The organism is Streptomyces sp. NPDC029836 (assembly GCF_055574495.1).
This window is the reverse complement of sequence record NZ_JBVHZI010000017.1, coordinates 43879-59809: the sequence shown is the minus strand read 5'-3', so window position 1 is coordinate 59809 and position 15931 is coordinate 43879. Positions and strand designations below refer to the sequence as shown.

General features: G+C 72.3%; 14 protein-coding genes. 12 read left to right on the top strand and 2 right to left on the bottom strand.

Annotated features, from left to right (window positions below; genetic code table 11):
* Positions 1-102: 102 nt before the first annotated feature.
* The 5 genes from ACZ4XJ_RS32435 to ACZ4XJ_RS32415 all read left to right on the top strand — a co-directional run bounded on the left by ACZ4XJ_RS32435 (position 103) and on the right by ACZ4XJ_RS32415 (position 3901).
* Positions 103-543 carry a DUF6278 family protein gene (locus tag ACZ4XJ_RS32435; protein ID WP_362876348.1) on the top strand — a complete coding sequence of 147 codons (441 nt, stop codon included), beginning with the start codon at positions 103-105 and terminating at the stop codon, positions 541-543.
* Between the two features lie 157 nt (positions 544-700).
* Positions 701-1444 carry an amino acid ABC transporter ATP-binding protein gene (locus tag ACZ4XJ_RS32430; RefSeq protein ID WP_362876347.1) on the top strand — a complete coding sequence of 248 codons (744 nt, stop codon included), beginning with the start codon at positions 701-703 and terminating at the stop codon, positions 1442-1444.
* An 11-nt stretch (positions 1445-1455) separates the two neighbouring features.
* Positions 1456-2364: a glutamate ABC transporter substrate-binding protein gene (locus tag ACZ4XJ_RS32425; protein ID WP_468498255.1), complete on the top strand. Its 909-nt coding sequence runs from the start codon at positions 1456-1458 to the stop codon at positions 2362-2364.
* Positions 2365-2381: 17 nt separating this feature from the next.
* Positions 2382-3026: an amino acid ABC transporter permease gene (locus ACZ4XJ_RS32420; RefSeq protein WP_468498254.1), complete on the top strand. Its 645-nt coding sequence runs from the start codon at positions 2382-2384 to the stop codon at positions 3024-3026.
* Entirely contained in the window at positions 3023-3901 is an 879-nt protein-coding gene (locus tag ACZ4XJ_RS32415) for an amino acid ABC transporter permease (RefSeq protein WP_362876344.1), read from the top strand. The genes ACZ4XJ_RS32420 and ACZ4XJ_RS32415 overlap by 4 nt, the downstream gene beginning before the upstream one ends.
* Before the next feature lie 38 nt (positions 3902-3939).
* On the opposite strand, the gene ACZ4XJ_RS32410 is transcribed toward ACZ4XJ_RS32415, so the two are convergent.
* Both ACZ4XJ_RS32410 and ACZ4XJ_RS32405 read right to left on the bottom strand, forming a co-directional pair.
* Positions 3940-5529 carry a CocE/NonD family hydrolase gene (locus ACZ4XJ_RS32410; protein WP_468498253.1) on the bottom strand — a complete coding sequence of 530 codons (1590 nt, stop codon included), beginning with the start codon at positions 5527-5529 and terminating at the stop codon, positions 3940-3942.
* 143 nt (positions 5530-5672) lie between these two features.
* Entirely contained in the window at positions 5673-6893 is a 1221-nt protein-coding gene (locus ACZ4XJ_RS32405) for a L,D-transpeptidase (RefSeq protein ID WP_468498252.1), read from the bottom strand.
* Between the two features lie 298 nt (positions 6894-7191).
* Between ACZ4XJ_RS32405 and murJ the strand changes: the two genes are divergently transcribed.
* The 7 genes from murJ (at position 7192) to ggt (ending at position 15904) form a co-directional block, all read left to right on the top strand.
* Entirely contained in the window at positions 7192-8874 is a 1683-nt protein-coding gene (murJ, locus tag ACZ4XJ_RS32400) for a murein biosynthesis integral membrane protein MurJ (protein ID WP_468498251.1), read from the top strand.
* 39 nt (positions 8875-8913) lie between these two features.
* A complete protein-coding gene (locus tag ACZ4XJ_RS32395; protein ID WP_362876340.1) occupies positions 8914-9594 on the top strand; it encodes a response regulator transcription factor in 681 nt (226 codons plus the stop codon).
* Positions 9595-9600: 6 nt separating this feature from the next.
* On the top strand, positions 9601-11049 hold the full coding sequence (locus ACZ4XJ_RS32390) for an ATP-binding protein (protein ID WP_468498250.1): 1449 nt from the start codon (positions 9601-9603) through the stop codon (positions 11047-11049).
* A complete protein-coding gene (locus tag ACZ4XJ_RS32385; protein WP_362876338.1) occupies positions 11046-11690 on the top strand; it encodes a hypothetical protein in 645 nt (214 codons plus the stop codon). Before ACZ4XJ_RS32390 ends, ACZ4XJ_RS32385 begins: the two co-directional genes overlap by 4 nt.
* A 44-nt stretch (positions 11691-11734) precedes the next feature.
* Entirely contained in the window at positions 11735-12985 is a 1251-nt protein-coding gene (locus ACZ4XJ_RS32380; RefSeq protein ID WP_468498249.1) for a cytochrome P450, read from the top strand.
* Positions 12986-13233: 248 nt separating this feature from the next.
* Positions 13234-13986 carry a phosphorylase family protein gene (locus ACZ4XJ_RS32375; protein ID WP_362876336.1) on the top strand — a complete coding sequence of 251 codons (753 nt, stop codon included), beginning with the start codon at positions 13234-13236 and terminating at the stop codon, positions 13984-13986.
* Positions 13987-14104: 118 nt separating this feature from the next.
* Positions 14105-15904: a gamma-glutamyltransferase gene (gene ggt / locus ACZ4XJ_RS32370; protein WP_468498248.1), complete on the top strand. Its 1800-nt coding sequence runs from the start codon at positions 14105-14107 to the stop codon at positions 15902-15904.
* The last annotated feature ends 27 nt before the right edge of the window (positions 15905-15931 follow it).

Here is a 15931-nt window from a genome sequence, read left to right as displayed (position 1 = left end):
CGCGGGCCTGCCGTCCCGGCCGGGCCCGCCCGGGGGCCCCGATCACGGTCGGGCAGGCGCGCCCTGTGGCCGGCGGCCGTTCCTGGTGGGACGCTGGACCGCATGCACATCCCTTTCCTGGCCAACTGGTTGAACCGGCACGAAACGGAACAGGGTGCGGGACTCGCCGTCGCCCTCGCGGACGATCCCGAGGGAATCGCCGAACTGTTCTCGGAGTGCGAGATGCTGCGGGCCCAGGCGAGGGCGGCCGGGCTCGAACTCGACCAGACGCCCGCCTCGTTGGAGGCGCTGGACCAACTGATGCCGCGCTGGCGACGGGACCCCGAGGCGGTGCCCTGGCTGGGCAACGACGCGGGGTTCTACCTCGGGACGGTGATCGTCCGGACCATCCCGGACGCCGCCTGGCAGGTCTGGCCGAACGGCCTGCCGATGATCCGGCTGGCATCGGGACGCGAGCTGGACGTCATCGGGTCGGGGGTGTCCTGGGCGATGACCGGGTCCCCCGAGCTCAGCCAGGCCTACGCCGAGGCCTCCGAGGCCTGATCCCCGCCCGTCGCTGCCGCCGCCCGTCGCCCCGTTCCCGTACCGCGACGCACCCGGTGTGCTTTATGGGCCTTTCAGGCGTGTCGGGGGGAGTCGCCTTCGGCGGCTGGATAGTTTGCGCTGACCTCGACACACCGACAAGTGGGCAGGGCAGCGTATGGCCGTCGATCCGTTGATCGAGCTGCGGGACGTCAACAAGCACTACGGGACGTTGCACGTCCTCCAGGACATCAACCTCACCGTCGGCCGCGGGGAGGTGGTGGTGATCATCGGCCCCTCCGGCTCCGGGAAGTCCACCCTCTGCCGGACGATCAACCGACTGGAGACCATCGAGTCCGGCACGATCACCCTCGACGGCAAGCCGCTCCCCGCCGAGGGCAAGGAACTGGCCGGGCTGCGGGCCGAGGTCGGCATGGTCTTCCAGTCCTTCAACCTCTTCGCCCACAGGACCGTCCTGGCCAACGTCTCGCTCGCGCAGGTCAAGGTCAGGAAGCGCAAGAAGGACGAGGCCGACAAGCGCTCCCGGGAACTGCTGGACCGCGTCGGGCTCGCCGACCAGGCCGAGAAGTACCCCGCCCAGCTGTCCGGAGGCCAGCAGCAGCGCGTGGCCATCGCCCGCGCCCTGGCCATGAGCCCCAAGGCGCTGCTCTTCGACGAGCCCACCTCGGCGCTCGACCCGGAGATGATCAACGAGGTGCTGGAGGTCATGCAGCAGCTCGCCGCCGAGGGCATGACGATGGTCGTCGTCACCCACGAGATGGGCTTCGCCCGCTCCGCCGCCAACCGCGTCGTCTTCATGGCCGACGGCAGGATCGTCGAGGACCGCACCCCGGAGGCCTTCTTCACCGCCCCCGAGAGCGAGCGGGCCAGGGACTTCCTCTCCAAGATCCTCAAGCACTGAGGGGCCGCCCGATGACACACACCCGCGCGCTGGGCGCCCTCCTGCTCGTCCTGCTCCTCGCCGTGGCCGGCTGCGGCAGACCCGGCAGCCCACCCGTCAAGGGCCCGCAGCCCGAGGACCTCCCCGTCTTCAAGGTCGCCACCGGCTTCCGACTGCCGCAGTCACCCACCTGGGAGCGCGCCAAGAGGCGCGGCCACCTCGTGGTCGGGGTCAAGGAGGACCAGCCGTACATGGGGGAGAAGGACCCCGCGAGCGGTCGCTACTCCGGCTTCGACGTCGAGATCGCCAAGATGATGTCGGCCGCCCTCGGCTTCGACCCCAAGAGGATCGAGTACAAGACGATCGCCTCCGCCAACCGCGAGACCGCCCTGCAGAACGGCCAGATCGACTACTACGTGGGCACCTACACGATCAACGACAACCGCAAGAAGCAGGTCGGCTTCGCCGGGCCCTACTTCATGGCCGGCCAGTCCCTGCTGGTCCGCAAGGACGAGGAGGACATCGAGGGCCCCGACGACCTGACGGGCAAGAAGGTCTGCTCGGCCGCCGGCTCCACCCCCTACCAGCGGCTCCAGAAGGAGTACCCGGGTGCGGTCCTCGTCGCCTACGACACCTACTCGGTCTGCGTGGACAACCTGCTGACCTACCAGGTCGACGCCGTCTCCACCGACGACTCCATCCTGCTGGGCTACGCGGCCAAGGTCCCCGAGGAGCTGAAGGTCGTCGGCGACCCCTTCTCCGAGGAGCCGTACGGCATCGGCGTACCGCGCTCCGACAACGCCCTGCGCTTCGCGCTCGACGACGCGCTGGAGGAGAACGAGAAGAACGGCAACTGGAAGAAGGCCTACGAGGCCACCCTCGGCCTGTCCGGCGAGCCCGCCCCGACACCGCCCGCCATCGACCGCTATCCGGCGGGCTGAGGGGAGACCGCACCGCCATGGACGTACTCACCGACAACTTCGCCCTCTACGGAGAGGGCTTCCTCGGCACCGTGGAGCTGACCGTCTACGCCAGTGCGCTGGCCCTGGTCCTGGGCTTCCTGATGGCTTCCTTCCGCGTCGCGCCCGTCGGATCCTTCCGCGTCTTCGGCACGGTCTGGGTGACCGTGCTGCGCAACACCCCCCTCACCCTGCTCTTCTTCGCCGCGCTGCTGGGCCTGCCCCGTTTCGGGATCGTGCTGCCCTTCCAGCTCTTCGCGGTCCTCGCCCTGGGCTGCTACACCTCCGCCTTCATCTGCGAGGTGCTGCGCTCGGGCATCAACACCGTGCCCAAGGGGCAGGGCGAGGCCGCCCGCAGCCTCGGCATGTCCTTCGAGCAGAACCTCGGGTCGGTGATCCTCCCGCAGGCCTTCCGCTCCGTCATCCCGCCGATCGGCTCCACGCTCATCGCCCTCGCCAAGAACTCCGCGATCGCGGGCGCCTTCAGCGTCACCGAGCTGCTGGGCACCTACAAGACCCTCAACGAACTCGGCTACAGCATCATCTGGACCTTCGTCTGGATCGCCGTCGGGTACCTGATCATCACCCTGTCCATCAGCCTGCTCTTCCACGTGTTGGAGAAGCGCTTCGGAGTCGCCCGATGACCGCGCACGGGCTGAAGGGGGACCTGGGGTCCTCCGCCCTCTACGACCTGCCCGGCCCACGGGCCCAACGCCGACACCTGTTCTACGGGATCGGCTCCACGGTGCTCATCCTGGCGCTGCTGGCCTGGATCCTCCACCTGCTCTTCGACACCGAGCAGTTCACCGCCGCCAAGTGGAGCCCCTTCACCTATGAGGGGATCCAGGAACTGCTGCTCAGGGGCCTGTGGAACACCCTCAAGGCCTTCGTCTACGCCTCGGTGCTCTCGCTCCTGCTCGGCGCGGTCCTCGCCTGCGGCCGGCTCTCGGTCCACCGCCCGGTGCGCTGGTCGGCGACGCTGTGCGTGGAGTTCTTCCGGGCCATGCCGGTACTGGTGATGATCTTCTTCATCTTCGTGGCGCTGAAGGTCCAGCCGCTGCCCGCCCTGGTCGCGGGGCTGACCCTGTACAACGGATCCGTCCTGGCCGAGGTCTTCCGTACGGGCGTCAACGCCGTGGAGAAGGGTCAGCGGGAGGCGGCGTACGCGCTCGGCATGCGCAAGACGCAGGTCATGACCTACGTCCTCGCCCCGCAGGCCGTGCGGGCGATGTTGCCCACGATCATCAGTCAGCTCGTGGTGGCGCTGAAGGACACCTCGCTGGGCTACCTGATCACCTACGAGGAGTTCCTGCACGCGGGCAAGCTGATCGCCTCCAACCTGGACTACGACCTGCCGTTCATCCCCGTCGTGATGATCATCTCGCCGATCTACATCGGCATGTGCATGTTGCTGTCCTGGTTCGCCACCTGGGTGGCCCGGCGGGAGCGGGGCAACCCCAAGACCGAGGCGGTGGCGGTGCCGGACGCCGGTCCGGGAGGGCTGCTGCCGGGAAGGTAGCGGCGCACGGGCGCCCACCGCCCGGCAGCAGCCGTGGATCACTGCTCGCGCAGCGGTACGGAGACCCAGCTGGGGTCGGTGCGCGGCGAGGAGAAGGTCAGCTGCGCGCCGGTCGGGTTGTGCTCGATGTAGAGCGGGTCGACGGTGTCCACGACGAGGGCGAGCCGGTGGCCCTCGGGCACGTCGTAGGCGGTGGAGAAGAGCTCCAGGTCCACCCCGAAGGCCTGCCCGGGGGTCTTGCCGTGGAAGGTGTACGGGGCGTTGCTGACCAGCTTGCCGAGGCCGAGCGGGCCGACATCGTAGAGGTAGGCGACGAAGGTGCCGTCGCCCTTGGTGGGCGTCACGGTGGTGTGGAGCTTGACGGTGCCGCGGATGCGGCGCTCCTCGTCGTAGCGCCCCGACTGCCAGACGGCGGCGAAGGATCGGGGCAGGAGGGGGATCGAGGCGACCGGGGGGGTCTTCAGGAACTGGTCGAGGAGGTTGGAGAGCATGACGATGCCGCCGTTGGCTCCGGAGTCCACGTTGGCGAAGACGTGCTCGCTGTCGGAGAGGGCGATCCGCTCGGTGCCGCCGGAGCCGACGGACTTCCAGTCGGCGTAGCCCTCGTAGCCGCCGGTGCTGCGGGACCTGATCTGCACCGGGGCCTCGGTGTCCACCCCGTTGCGCTCGCCCTTGAGGTAGCGGTCGAACCAGCGGTGGGCGTTGGTCCAGGTGTCGTTGGGCAGCCCGAGCAGGCCGGTGGCCTCGGCGGTGGCGTGGTCGCCGGGGCGGAACTCCAGGCGCTTGGGGCCGGTGAGCTTCTCGTAGAAGGCGGCGTACTGGTTGGGCGGGAAGATGGTGTCGCCCCAGGCGTTGCCCAGCATGATGGCGGCGCCGTTGGCGTTGATCCGGTCGACCTTCTCGGCGGGGGACCGCTTGCGGCCCCAGTCGATCATCGCCTGCTCCTTGTCCAGCTTGGACCCGAGGAAGTCGCCGAGGATCTGGCGCAGTTCCGGACCGGGACGGCCGGTGATGGCGCCGGCGGCGCCGAGCAGGCCGGCGGCCTGGAGGTGCTGGGTGCGTCCGGAGTAGATGGACTCGATGAGGTCGGCCCAGCCGCTGAGCGCGACCACGGCCTTGATCCGCGGGTCGTGCGCGGAGGCCAGCAGACTGATGCCGGCGCCGTAGGAGACCCCGCCCAGGCCGATGCGCGCGGGATCGGCGGGGGTGGTGGCGAGGGCCCAGTCGATGACGGCGGAGACGTCGGCGACGTCGGCGGGGCCGGCCGTCTCGATCTCGCCGCCGGAGAGCCAGAAGCCGCGCGAGGTGTAACCGACCACGACGTAGCCGGAGTCGGCGAGCTTGCGGGCCTGGGCGATGTATTCGATCTGGGGCATGCCCCAGCTGGTGGGCAGCACGATCAGCGGGTAGGTGCGGCCGGGCGTGGCGCCCGCCGGGGTGAAGACGTTGCCCTTGAGGGTGATGCCGCCGGAGCCGGGGATGTCGTGGAAGCGCAGCTCCGGCTGGGCGGCCGCCGTCGGGACGGGTGCGGCTGCCGACGCCGCCTGGGCCTGGTGGGGGGCCAGGCCCAGGGCGGCGGCGGCGAGCAGGGCCGCCACGGCTGCTGCGGTGGTGGTGCGGACTGGCATCGGTCGCTCCTCACGTGCGCCGGTGTCAAAGTGACCCGACGGTAACGGGAGGGGCTTACCTGGGGTAACCCATGGGTAAGTTACGTGGTGGTAACAATTGACTCATAGTCAACAGGGTGGGGGAGCGGACGGGCCCGTCCGGGTCAGCCGTTCTGCGCGCCGCCGCCCAGCGCGCTCTTGGCCTTCCACTCGTCCCAGGACAGGTTCCACTCGCCGTAGCCGTTGCCGAGTTCGGCGTTGCCCTTCGAGCCCTTGCCGACCACCTCGAACGGGTCACCGACCTGCACCTGCCCGTAGAAGGACTTCGCGTGGGCGTCGCTCATGCCCACGCAGCCGGAACTGGTGTTGGCGCTGCCGAAGTTGGCGGAGTTCCACGGGGCGGCGTGCGCGTACATGCCCGACCAGGTCAGCCGCATCGAGTAGTCGACCATCTTGTCGTAGCTGTCGCCGAGGCCCACCGTCTGGGAATCCATCCGGATGGTGCCCTCCTTCGCCATCAGCACCATCTTCCCGGACCACGAGGCCTTCTGGCCGCCGGGAGTGCCCGCAGAGACGGGGATCGTGTCGACCACCTGACCGCCCTCGGTCACCGACAGCTTCTTCGTGTCGAGACTGACCTCGATCCGCCGGTCCTTCCCGATCTTGAACTCGGTGTTGTAGTCACGGGCGAACAGGCCGCCGCCCTGACCGGAGTCCACACCGTTCAGGTTCATCTCGACCTTCACGTCCGTACCGGACTTCCAGTACTCCCTCGGCCGCCAGTCCACCCGGTCCTTGCCGGAGTAGTCCTTGAACCAGCCCCACGACCCCTCGGCGTTGTCCGAGGCCGTGACCTTCAGCTGCTTCTCCACCTCGGCCTTGTTCTTCACCGGGTTGTCGAAGACGAGCGAGACCGGCATCGCCACACCCACCGTGCTGCCCTTGGGGATGTTGATCGAGACCTTGTTCACCTTGTCCGCGGCCGAGGTCTTGAACTGGGTGTTCGCGCTCCGGCTGTCGGTGTTCTGCGCCTCCACCTTGTACTCGGTGCCCGGCGAGGCGTTGCGCTCCGAGGTCCAGGTCCTGCCGTCGGCGGCTATCCGCCCGGGCAGCTCCCCGCCCTTGCCGTCCGTCACCTTCACCTGCGCGAGCTTGCCCTCGGCGACGGTCACGGTGACGGGCTCGCCCGCCTTGACCTGGTCGCCCGTCAGGTTCACCGACACCGCCATCGCCGGCTTCTGCTTCATCTCGCCCTTGCCGTTCGCGCCGGCGTCCGAACCGCCCCCGCAGGCGGTCAGCGCGGCGGCCAGGAGAACGGCGCCGGCGGCCGGCGCGGCGTGACGGCTCCGACGGCGCGGCAGTGCGGTACGGCTTGTGCGGCTCAACGAAAACCCCTCCGAAAGTAACGATCGTCCGTAAGCAAGGAGCGAACGGGACGCCTTCGGGTTGCGCCTTTTGCGGAAAACATCCGGACGATCTCCATCGGCGCGCACCGGGCCCTCCCGCGACGCCCTCCCTCCTGCCGGCCCGGGACCTTCGCCCCGACATCGGGACCGAAAGGCCCTACCGGGCAGAGGTTTCCTGCCCGCAGAGCGATGTCAGGGGCATGCCTGAGCGGCGGGTACGCTCCAACTTCCGCCCCCCGACGACACCCCGTCGGGCGTCACCGACCTGGAGGCCCCGATGACCGCCACCGGAACGACTCCGGCCGCGGCGCCCCCCGGCCCGGCCGTCACCGAGGCCCCGGCCAAGGGCGGCGGCTCGCTCCTGCGCAGCGGCGTCCTGATGGCCGCCGGCTCGATCGTCTCCCGCGCCACCGGCTTCGTCCGCTCCGCCGTCGTCGTCGCCGCGCTCGGCACCCAATGGCTCGGCGACTCCTACGCCGTCGCCAACACCGTCCCCAACATCCTGTACATGTTGCTCGTCGGCGGCGCCCTCAACGCCGTCTTCGTCCCCGAGCTGGTGCGCGCGGCCAGGGAACACGCGGACGGCGGCGCCGCGTACACCGACCGGCTGCTCACCGCCTGCACCGCGGCCCTCGTCGCGCTCACCGCCGTAGCGGTCGTCGCCGCCCCGGCCATCATCGGCGCCTACACCCCCTACGGCGGCGACCGGCTCGACACCACCGTCGCCCTCGCCCGGTTCTGCCTCCCGCAGATCCTCTTCTACGGCCTGTTCACCCTGCTCGGCCAAGTACTGAACGCCCGCGGTCGCTTCGGCGCGATGATGTGGACCCCCGTCCTCAACAACCTCGTCATCATCGGCGTCTTCGGCCTCTACCTCGCCCTCTCCCACGACGCCCCCGACGGCCTCACCGCCGCCGAGACCCGACTGCTCGGCATCGGCACCACCGCCGGCATCGTCATCCAGGCACTGGCCCTGGTGCCCTCGCTGCGAGCCGCCCGCTTCCGCTGGCGCCCCCGCTTCGACTGGCGCGGCAGCGGCCTCGCCCGCCCCCTGCGCAACGCCGGCTGGCTCGTCCTGCTGGTCCTCACCAACCAGATCGCCTACTGGGTCGTCACCCGGCTGTCCACCACCGCCGGGGAGGTCGCGGACCGGGCGGGCCTCGCCGCCGGCGTCGGCTACACCGCCTACAGCAACGCCTACCAGCTGTGGGTCGTCCCGCAGGGCATCATCACCGTCTCCCTCGTCACCGCCCTGACGCCCCGCATGGCGGCCGCCGCCGGCGACGGCGACCTCACGGCCGTGCGCCGGGACGTCTCGTACGCGCTGCGCACCAGCGCCGCCCTCGTCGTACCCGCCGCCACCGCCTTCGCCGTCCTCGCCCCCTGGGTGATCGGCGGCGTCTTCGGGCACGGAGCCACCACCCCCGCCGACATCGAGGTCATGGCCGGCATCCTGATCGCCTTCGCCCCCGGCCTGATCGCCTTCTCCGGCCAGTACGTGCTCTCCCGCGCCTTCTACGCCCTCTCCGACACCCGGACCCCGTTCTTCCTCAACCTGGTCATCGCCGGCCTGAACGCCGCCCTGTCGGCCGCCGCGTACTTCCTGCTCCCCCCGCGCTGGGCCGTCACCGGCATGGCCGCGGCCACCACCGTCGCCTTCGCCGCGGGCGCCGCCGTCACCGCCCACGCCCTCGCCCGACGACTGGGCCCGCGCCCGGCGACCCGTGCCGCGCGGGGCGCCGGCGCAGTACGGACCCACCTGCGGCTGCTCGTCGCCTGCCTGCCCGCGGGCGCCGCCGGACACGCCGCCGCCCGGGGCGCCGACCGGTTCGGCGACGTCGCCGCCGCCGGCGCGGGAACCGCCACGATCGTGCTCGTCGTCGTTGTCCTCGCCGGGCCGCTGCGCCTGACGGAGATCACCGACCTGCTGAACTCCCTGCGGCGCCGCATCGGCCGTTAGCGGGAGGAAGGCCACCGACCTTCTGGGGATACTGACCGGATGCCACGCGTACTGCTGATCGAGGACGACCCTTCCATCCGGGAAGGCGTCGGACTCGGCCTGCGCCGCCGCGGCCACGAGGTGAGCGCGGCGGAGACCGGCGAGGAGGGCCTCGCCCTCATGGCCGGCTTCCACCCCGAACTCGTCCTGCTCGACCTCATGCTGCCCGGCATCAACGGCGTCCAGGTCTGTCGCCGGATCCGCGAGACCAGCGAGGTCCCGATCATCATGCTCACCGCGCGCGGCGACGACTTCGACATCGTCGTCGGCCTCGAAGCCGGCGCCGACGACTACGTCGTCAAACCCGTCCGCACCGACATCATCGAGGCCCGCATCAAGGCCGTGCTCCGCCGCCTCGGCGACGCCGGCGCCCGCCCCGGCATCGAACAGCACGGCCGGCTCGCCGTCGACCGGGCCGGACTGACCGTCGCGAAGAACGGCGAACGCGTCGCCCTCGCCCCCAGCGAGATCAAACTGCTCCTCCACCTCAGCGCCTCGCCCGAGCAGGTCTTCTCCCGCCGGCAACTGCTGGAGTACGTGTGGGAGCACAGCTACCACGCCGACGCCCGCCTGGTGGACGCCTGCGTCCGCCGGCTCCGCAACAAGATCGAGGACCCCGACGGCAACCCCCGCTACATACAGACCGTGCGGGGCTTCGGCTACCGCTTCGGACCGCTGTAGCCGACCGTGCGCAACCTCGCCCCCCTCGGCCTGCGCACCCGCCTCATCGCCGCGTTCCTCCTCGTCGCCGCGATCAGCGCGGTGGGCACCGCGGCCCTCACCTACCAACGCGCCCGCACCGCGATCCTCACCCAGAGCCAGGACACCGCCGTCAGCACCCTGCGGGACCAGTTGGAGGGCCAGACCCTCGTACTGCCGATGGAACAGCAGCAGCTCCAACGCCTCGTCACCGACATCGGCAAACGCGGCAAACCGCACCCCTGGGTGGTGTTCGGCGAGTACGGCACCCTGCGCGCCTCCTCCAACGTCACCCCCGCGACCTCCGCCGTCCTCACCGACCGGCTCCGCCGGCAGGTCGCCGCCAACCCGCACGGCGCCTTCCAACGCGTCGAGGACGGCCGCGGCGAGACCTACCTCACCATCGGCATGCCCGCCGTCATGGACTCCGACGGCGGCCCCGCCCGACCCACCGGCGTCTTCCTCTACGCGGTCATGCCGCTCGGCGCCGAAGAGCAGACCGTCGACGCCATGGTCGAGGCCGCCCGCCAAGGCGCCATCCCCGGCCTCGCCATAGCCGTCGTCCCCGCCCTCCTCGCCGCCCGCAGCGTCCTGCGCCCCGTACGGGACATGCGGCGCGCCGCCACCCACCTGGGCCGCGGCCGACTGGACACCCGCATCGAGGTCCGCGGCTCCGACGAACTCGCCGGCCTCGCCCGCACCTTCAACGAGACCGCCCGCGCCCTGGAGGAATCGGTCGCCGAACTCCGCGACGCCGAGGCCCGCGCCCGCCGCTTCGCCTCCGACGTCTCCCACGAACTGCGCACCCCCCTCGCGGGCATGCTCGCCGTCACCGAGGTGCTCGACGAGGACGCCGAACAGCTCGACCCCGACACCGCGAAGGCGCTGCGCCTGATCAGCTCCGAAACCGGGAAGCTGGCCGTGCTCGTCGAGGACCTGATGGAGATCTCCCGCTTCGACGCCCGCGCCGCCGAACTCAACCTGGACGACGTCGACGTCGCCGAAGCCGTCGGCAAGACCCTGGAACTGCGCCACTGGGACGACGACCGGGTGACCGCCGACCTCCCCCCGGACATCCGGGCCCGCCTCGACCCGCGCCGCTTCGACGTGATCCTCGCCAACCTCGTCGGCAACGCCCTGCGGCACGGCACCGCACCCGTCCGGATCTCCGTACGCACCCAGCCCGACCCCGCCGGGGAACGCCTGCTCATCGAGGTCGCCGACAGCGGCCCCGGCATCGCCCCCGCGGTGCTGCCGCACATCTTCGACCGGTTCTTCAAGGCCGACGTCGCCCGCACCCGCTCCGCCGGCAGCGGCCTCGGCCTCGCCATCACCCTGGAGAACGTCCGCCTCCACGGGGGCACCCTGCGGGCCGCCAACGCGGCGGACGCCGGCGCGGTGTTCACCGTCGACATGCCCGTGGAGGCCGTCGCGTGAACCGTCGCCCCGCGCCTGCCGGCCGCTGGTGTCCTCCCGACCGGCCGGCGCCTTTCGACCGGCCTTCTTCCGCAAGCCGGCCGTCCCCTTCCGACCGGCCGTCCCTCGCCGGCCGCTGGTTCCCTTCCGGCCGCTCGTCCCGTTCCGGCCGCCCGGCCGTCGTCGGCCTGGCGCTCGCCGGCCCCCTGCTGCTCACGGCCTGCGGGATCGCCCCGACCGGCGTGATCGAGAGCGGCGCGCCCGCCCGGGTCGCCGTCGCCGCGCCCGCCCGCGGGCCGCTCGCCTTCTTCGTCGGCCCCGACGGACGGCTGGTGCCCTCGCCGCAGCCCCGGACCGCGGCGAGCGCCCCGCTGAGCGGCGTCCTCGGGCTGCTGCGCGGCCCCGGCAGCACCGAACTCCGGGCCGGGCTCGGCACCCGACTGCCCGTCGTCGAGGGCCCGGACGCCGCCGCCGTGGCCGTCGTCCCCGTCGCCGACGACGGGCTGGACCTGCGCGTCCCCTTCCCGGTCGCCGGCCTGGACGCCGTCGCCCGCGGCCAACTCGTGTGCAGCGCCGCCGCCGGCCTCGGCAACGGGTACGAGGTCTTCCTGCACGGCCCCGACACCACCCTGGACCCCGAACGCTGCCACCCCGACCACTGACCGGCCCCTTGCGGACGACCCGCCCGGCCGTCACCGTGTGGACCATGGAACGCGCCGCCGACGTCCCCGACGTCTTCGACCCCCGCGTCTACGCCGAAGGCGTCCCGCACGAGCGCTACCGGACCCTGCGCGACCGACACCCCGTCGCCTGGCAGGCCGAGCCCGAGATCCAGGGCTGGCCCGCCGGCCCCGGCTTCTGGGCCGTCACCCGGCACGCCGACGTCGTCCGCGTGCTGCGCGACCACGCCACGTACTCCTCCTGGGCCGGCGCCACCCAGATCCGCGACCCCGACCCGGCCGACCTGCCGTTCCTGCGCAGCACCATGCTCAACCAGGATCCCCCCGGGCACGGCCGGCTGCGCCGCCTCGTATCCCGCGCCTTCACCCCCGCCCGCGTGGACGCCTTCGCCGGCCGGGCCCGCGACCGCGCCCGTACGCTCCTCGCCGCCGCCCGGGACCACGCCGAGGACGGCAGCGCCGACGTGGTGGCCGCCGTCACCGACGAGTACGCCCTGCTGAACCTCACCGACCTGCTGGGCGTCCCGCCCGCCGACCGGGCCCTGCTGCTGGAGTGGACCGTACGGATCATCGGCTACCAGGACCCCGAGGACGCCCCCGAGCCCGTCACCGGCCCGGACGGCACCCCGCTGAACCCCCGATCCCCGGCCCTGCTCGGCGAGATGTTCGGGTACGCCCGGGAACTGGCCGCGTACAAGCGCGCCCACCCCGGCGACGACGTGATGACCGCCCTCGCGCAGGCCGGCCTGGCACCCGCCGAACTGGAGATGTTCTTCTTCCTGCTGACCGTCGCCGGCAACGACACCGTGCGCAGCGCCGCCCCCGGCGGGCTCCTCGCCCTCGCCCGCCAACCCGACGCCCACCGCCGGCTCGCCGACGCCGGCGCGCCCATGGACCGGGCGGTCGACGAACTCCTGCGCGTCCACCCGCCCGTACTGAGCTTCCGCCGCACCGCCGTCCGGGACACCCTCCTGGCGGGCACCCGGATCCGGGAGGGCGACAAGGTGGTGGTGTTCCACGCCTCCGCCAACCACGACGAACGCGTCTTCGCCGACCCGCACCGCCTCGACCCGGCCCGCTCGCCCAACCCGCACGTCTCCTTCGGTGACGGCCCGCACGTCTGCCTCGGCGCCCACTTCGCCCGCCTCCAACTGCGCATCCTCCACGAGGAGTGGCTCACCCTGCTGCCCGCACCCGAACTGACGGCCCCACCCCGCCGGTTGGTCTCCAACTTCATCAACGGCATCACCCGACTCCCCCTCCGGGTGACGGGGTGAAGCGGATACCGCGCACGGGGCCTTGCCGGGGCGGCCGTCGACCGCGCCGCACCGCGCGGAGGGTAGGGCACCTTCCGGCCGCGAACCCCGCCGGGAGCGGGCGGCGGTGGGCCGAGCACAATGTTGCGCACGTCGTCGTGCGCGCGCCGGGCGGGGACATCCGCCCGGGCACGGACCGGACGGGACGCGTTGCGCCCCGCAGGGGGACGGCGGCGTCGACGTACCGACCTGTGGAGAAAGCTGTGAACATGCCTGACGCACCGACCGGGGACCGGCCGGACTGGGGAACCGCCTTCCGTTCCATCGCCGACGACTGGCTCTTCGCCGACGTCGACGGCCCGCTCCCGTCCGAGGCGGTCCTGCCGCTGGAGAACCCCGACCTGTACGACTCCGGCGTGTGGGACAAGCACCTGAAGATCGAGGAGCGCTACCGCACGGTCTCCATCGGCGTGTACGCGGGCCGGCGGATCGCCGTCCTCAACGCCAAGCTCGGCGCGCCCGCCGCGGCGATGGCCATCCAGGCGGCGGCCGGCCGCGGCGTGCGCACCCTGGTCGGTGTCGGCTACTGCGGAGCCGTCGCCGACAACCTCCGCTGCGGCGACCTGCTCGTCCCCACCGGCGCGGTCTCCGCCGACGGCACCAGCGCCGCCCTGTGCCCCGGCCGGTACCCGGCGGTCGCCGACCACCAGCTCGTACGGGCCCTGCACGACACCGCCCCCGGCACGCTGCGCGACGGCCTGGTGCACACCCTGGACGCCGTCTACACGCAGGACTCGGCGCTCGTCGAGGAGTGCCGGCGCACCGGCGTGTCCGGCATCGACATGGAGACCGCCGCCGTCCTCACCGCGGCCCGCCTCTCCGGGATGCGCGCCGCCACCCTCCTCGTCGCCAGCGACCACCCGGGCCTCGGCCTGCCCACCGACGGAGCCCTCATCGGCGCCGGCTTCGACCGGGCCATGGGCCTGGCCCTGGAAGCACTGACCGCCGGCGGCACCCGGTAGGACCGAGCGCCGGGGGCCGCGCCCGCCGCGGCTCCCGGCGGGACGGCCCGGGCGGTCACCTGACGCGGCGGCGGGGCGAGCGCTAGGCTCTGCGGACGTTGTCGACCGGAGGTCCGCCATGCACCGTCCTGCCGCACGTTCGTTGCCGCTGCTCGCCCTGGTCGGAGCGCTCGTCTCCACCGGCGCGGCCGCCCCGCCGTCGTCCCCCGCGGCCCCGCCCAAGGTGCCCGTGGCCGCCGGGTACGGCGGGGCCGTCGCCAGCGTCGACCCGGACGCCTCCGCCGTCGGGATCTCCGTACTGCGCGCCGGCGGCAACGCCGTGGACGCGGCCGTCGCCACCGCCGCCGCGCTCGGCGTCACCGAGCCGTACTCGGCGGGCATCGGCGGAGGCGGCTACTTCGTGTACTACGACGCCCGCACCCGCCGCGTGCACACCATCGACGGCCGCGAGACCGCGCCGGCCACGGCCACGGACACCCTCTTCCAGGAGAACGGCGTCCCCATCCCCTTCGCCGAGGGCCAGACCAGCGGACGCGGCGTCGGAGTACCCGGCACCCCCGCCACCTGGAAGAGCGCCCTGGACTCCTGGGGCACCAGGCCGTTGCGCCAACTCATGAAGCCCGCCGAGAAGTTGGCCCGCGACGGGTTCACCGTCGACGAGACCTTCCGGGCCCAGACCGCCGCGAACGAGGAACGGTTCAGGGACTTCCCCGACACCCGCGCCCTGTTCCTGCCGGGCGGGGCGCTGCCGGTCGTCGGCTCCACCTTCAAGAACCCCGACCTGGCCGACACGTACGCCGAACTCGGACGCAAGGGGACGGGCGCGCTCTACCGGGGCCCGATCGCCGATGACATCGTCCGCACCGTGCGCAAGCCCCCCGTCGACCCGGCGGCCGTCCGCACCGTCCGCTCCGGCGACCTGACCGCCGCCGACCTGCGCGCGTACGCGACCAAGCGGCAGGAACCGACCCGGGTGAGCTACCGGGGCCTGGACGTCTACGGCATGGCGCCCTCCTCCTCCGGCGGCACCACCGTCGGCGAGGCCCTGAACATCCTGGAGCGCAGCGACGTCCGCAAGCTCTCCGAGAGCCAGTACCTGCACCGCTTCATCGAGGCCTCCCGGATCTCGTTCGCCGACCGGGGCCGTTGGGTGGGCGACCCGGCCGCCGTGGACGTCCCGACGCGCGACCTGCTCTCGCAGCGCTTCGCCGACTCCCGGGCCTGCCTGATCCGCCCCGACCGGGCCCTGACCAGCCCGCTGGCACCTGGCGACCCGCGCCGGCCGGCGCCCTGCGCCACCACGGGCCGGGCGGCGCCGACCACGTACGAGGGGGAGAACACCACGCACCTGACGGTCGCCGACCGCTGGGGCAACGTCGTGTCGTACACCCTGACGATCGAGTCCACCGGCGGCAGCGGCATCACCGTCCCGGGACGCGGCTTCCTGCTGAACAACGAACTGACCGACTTCTCCTTCGCGCCGGCCGCCCCCGGCGTCCCGGACCCGAACCTGCCCGGCCCCGGCAAGCGGCCGCGCTCGTCGATGTCCCCGACCATCGTGCTGGACGCCGGGCGCCCGGTGCTCGCGGTCGGCTCCCCGGGCGGCGCGACGATCATCACCACCGTCCTGCAAACCCTGCTCGGCCACCTGGACCGGGGTCTGCCGCTGGTCGACGCCATCGCGGCGCCGCGCGCCAGCCAGCGCAACCAGACCACCACCGAACTGGAACCGGGCCTGTGGAACAGCCCGCTCCGGGCCGAACTGGAGGCGCTCGGCCAGGGCTTCCGACAGAACCCCGAGATCGGCGCCGCCACCGGGGTGCAACGCCTCCCGGACGGACGCTGGCTCGCGGCGGCCGAGACCACCCGCCGCGGCGGCGGCTCCGCGATGGTCGTCCACCCGCACGGGAGGCCGTAGCCGGCGCCGCCGCGGCCCCGGCCCCGG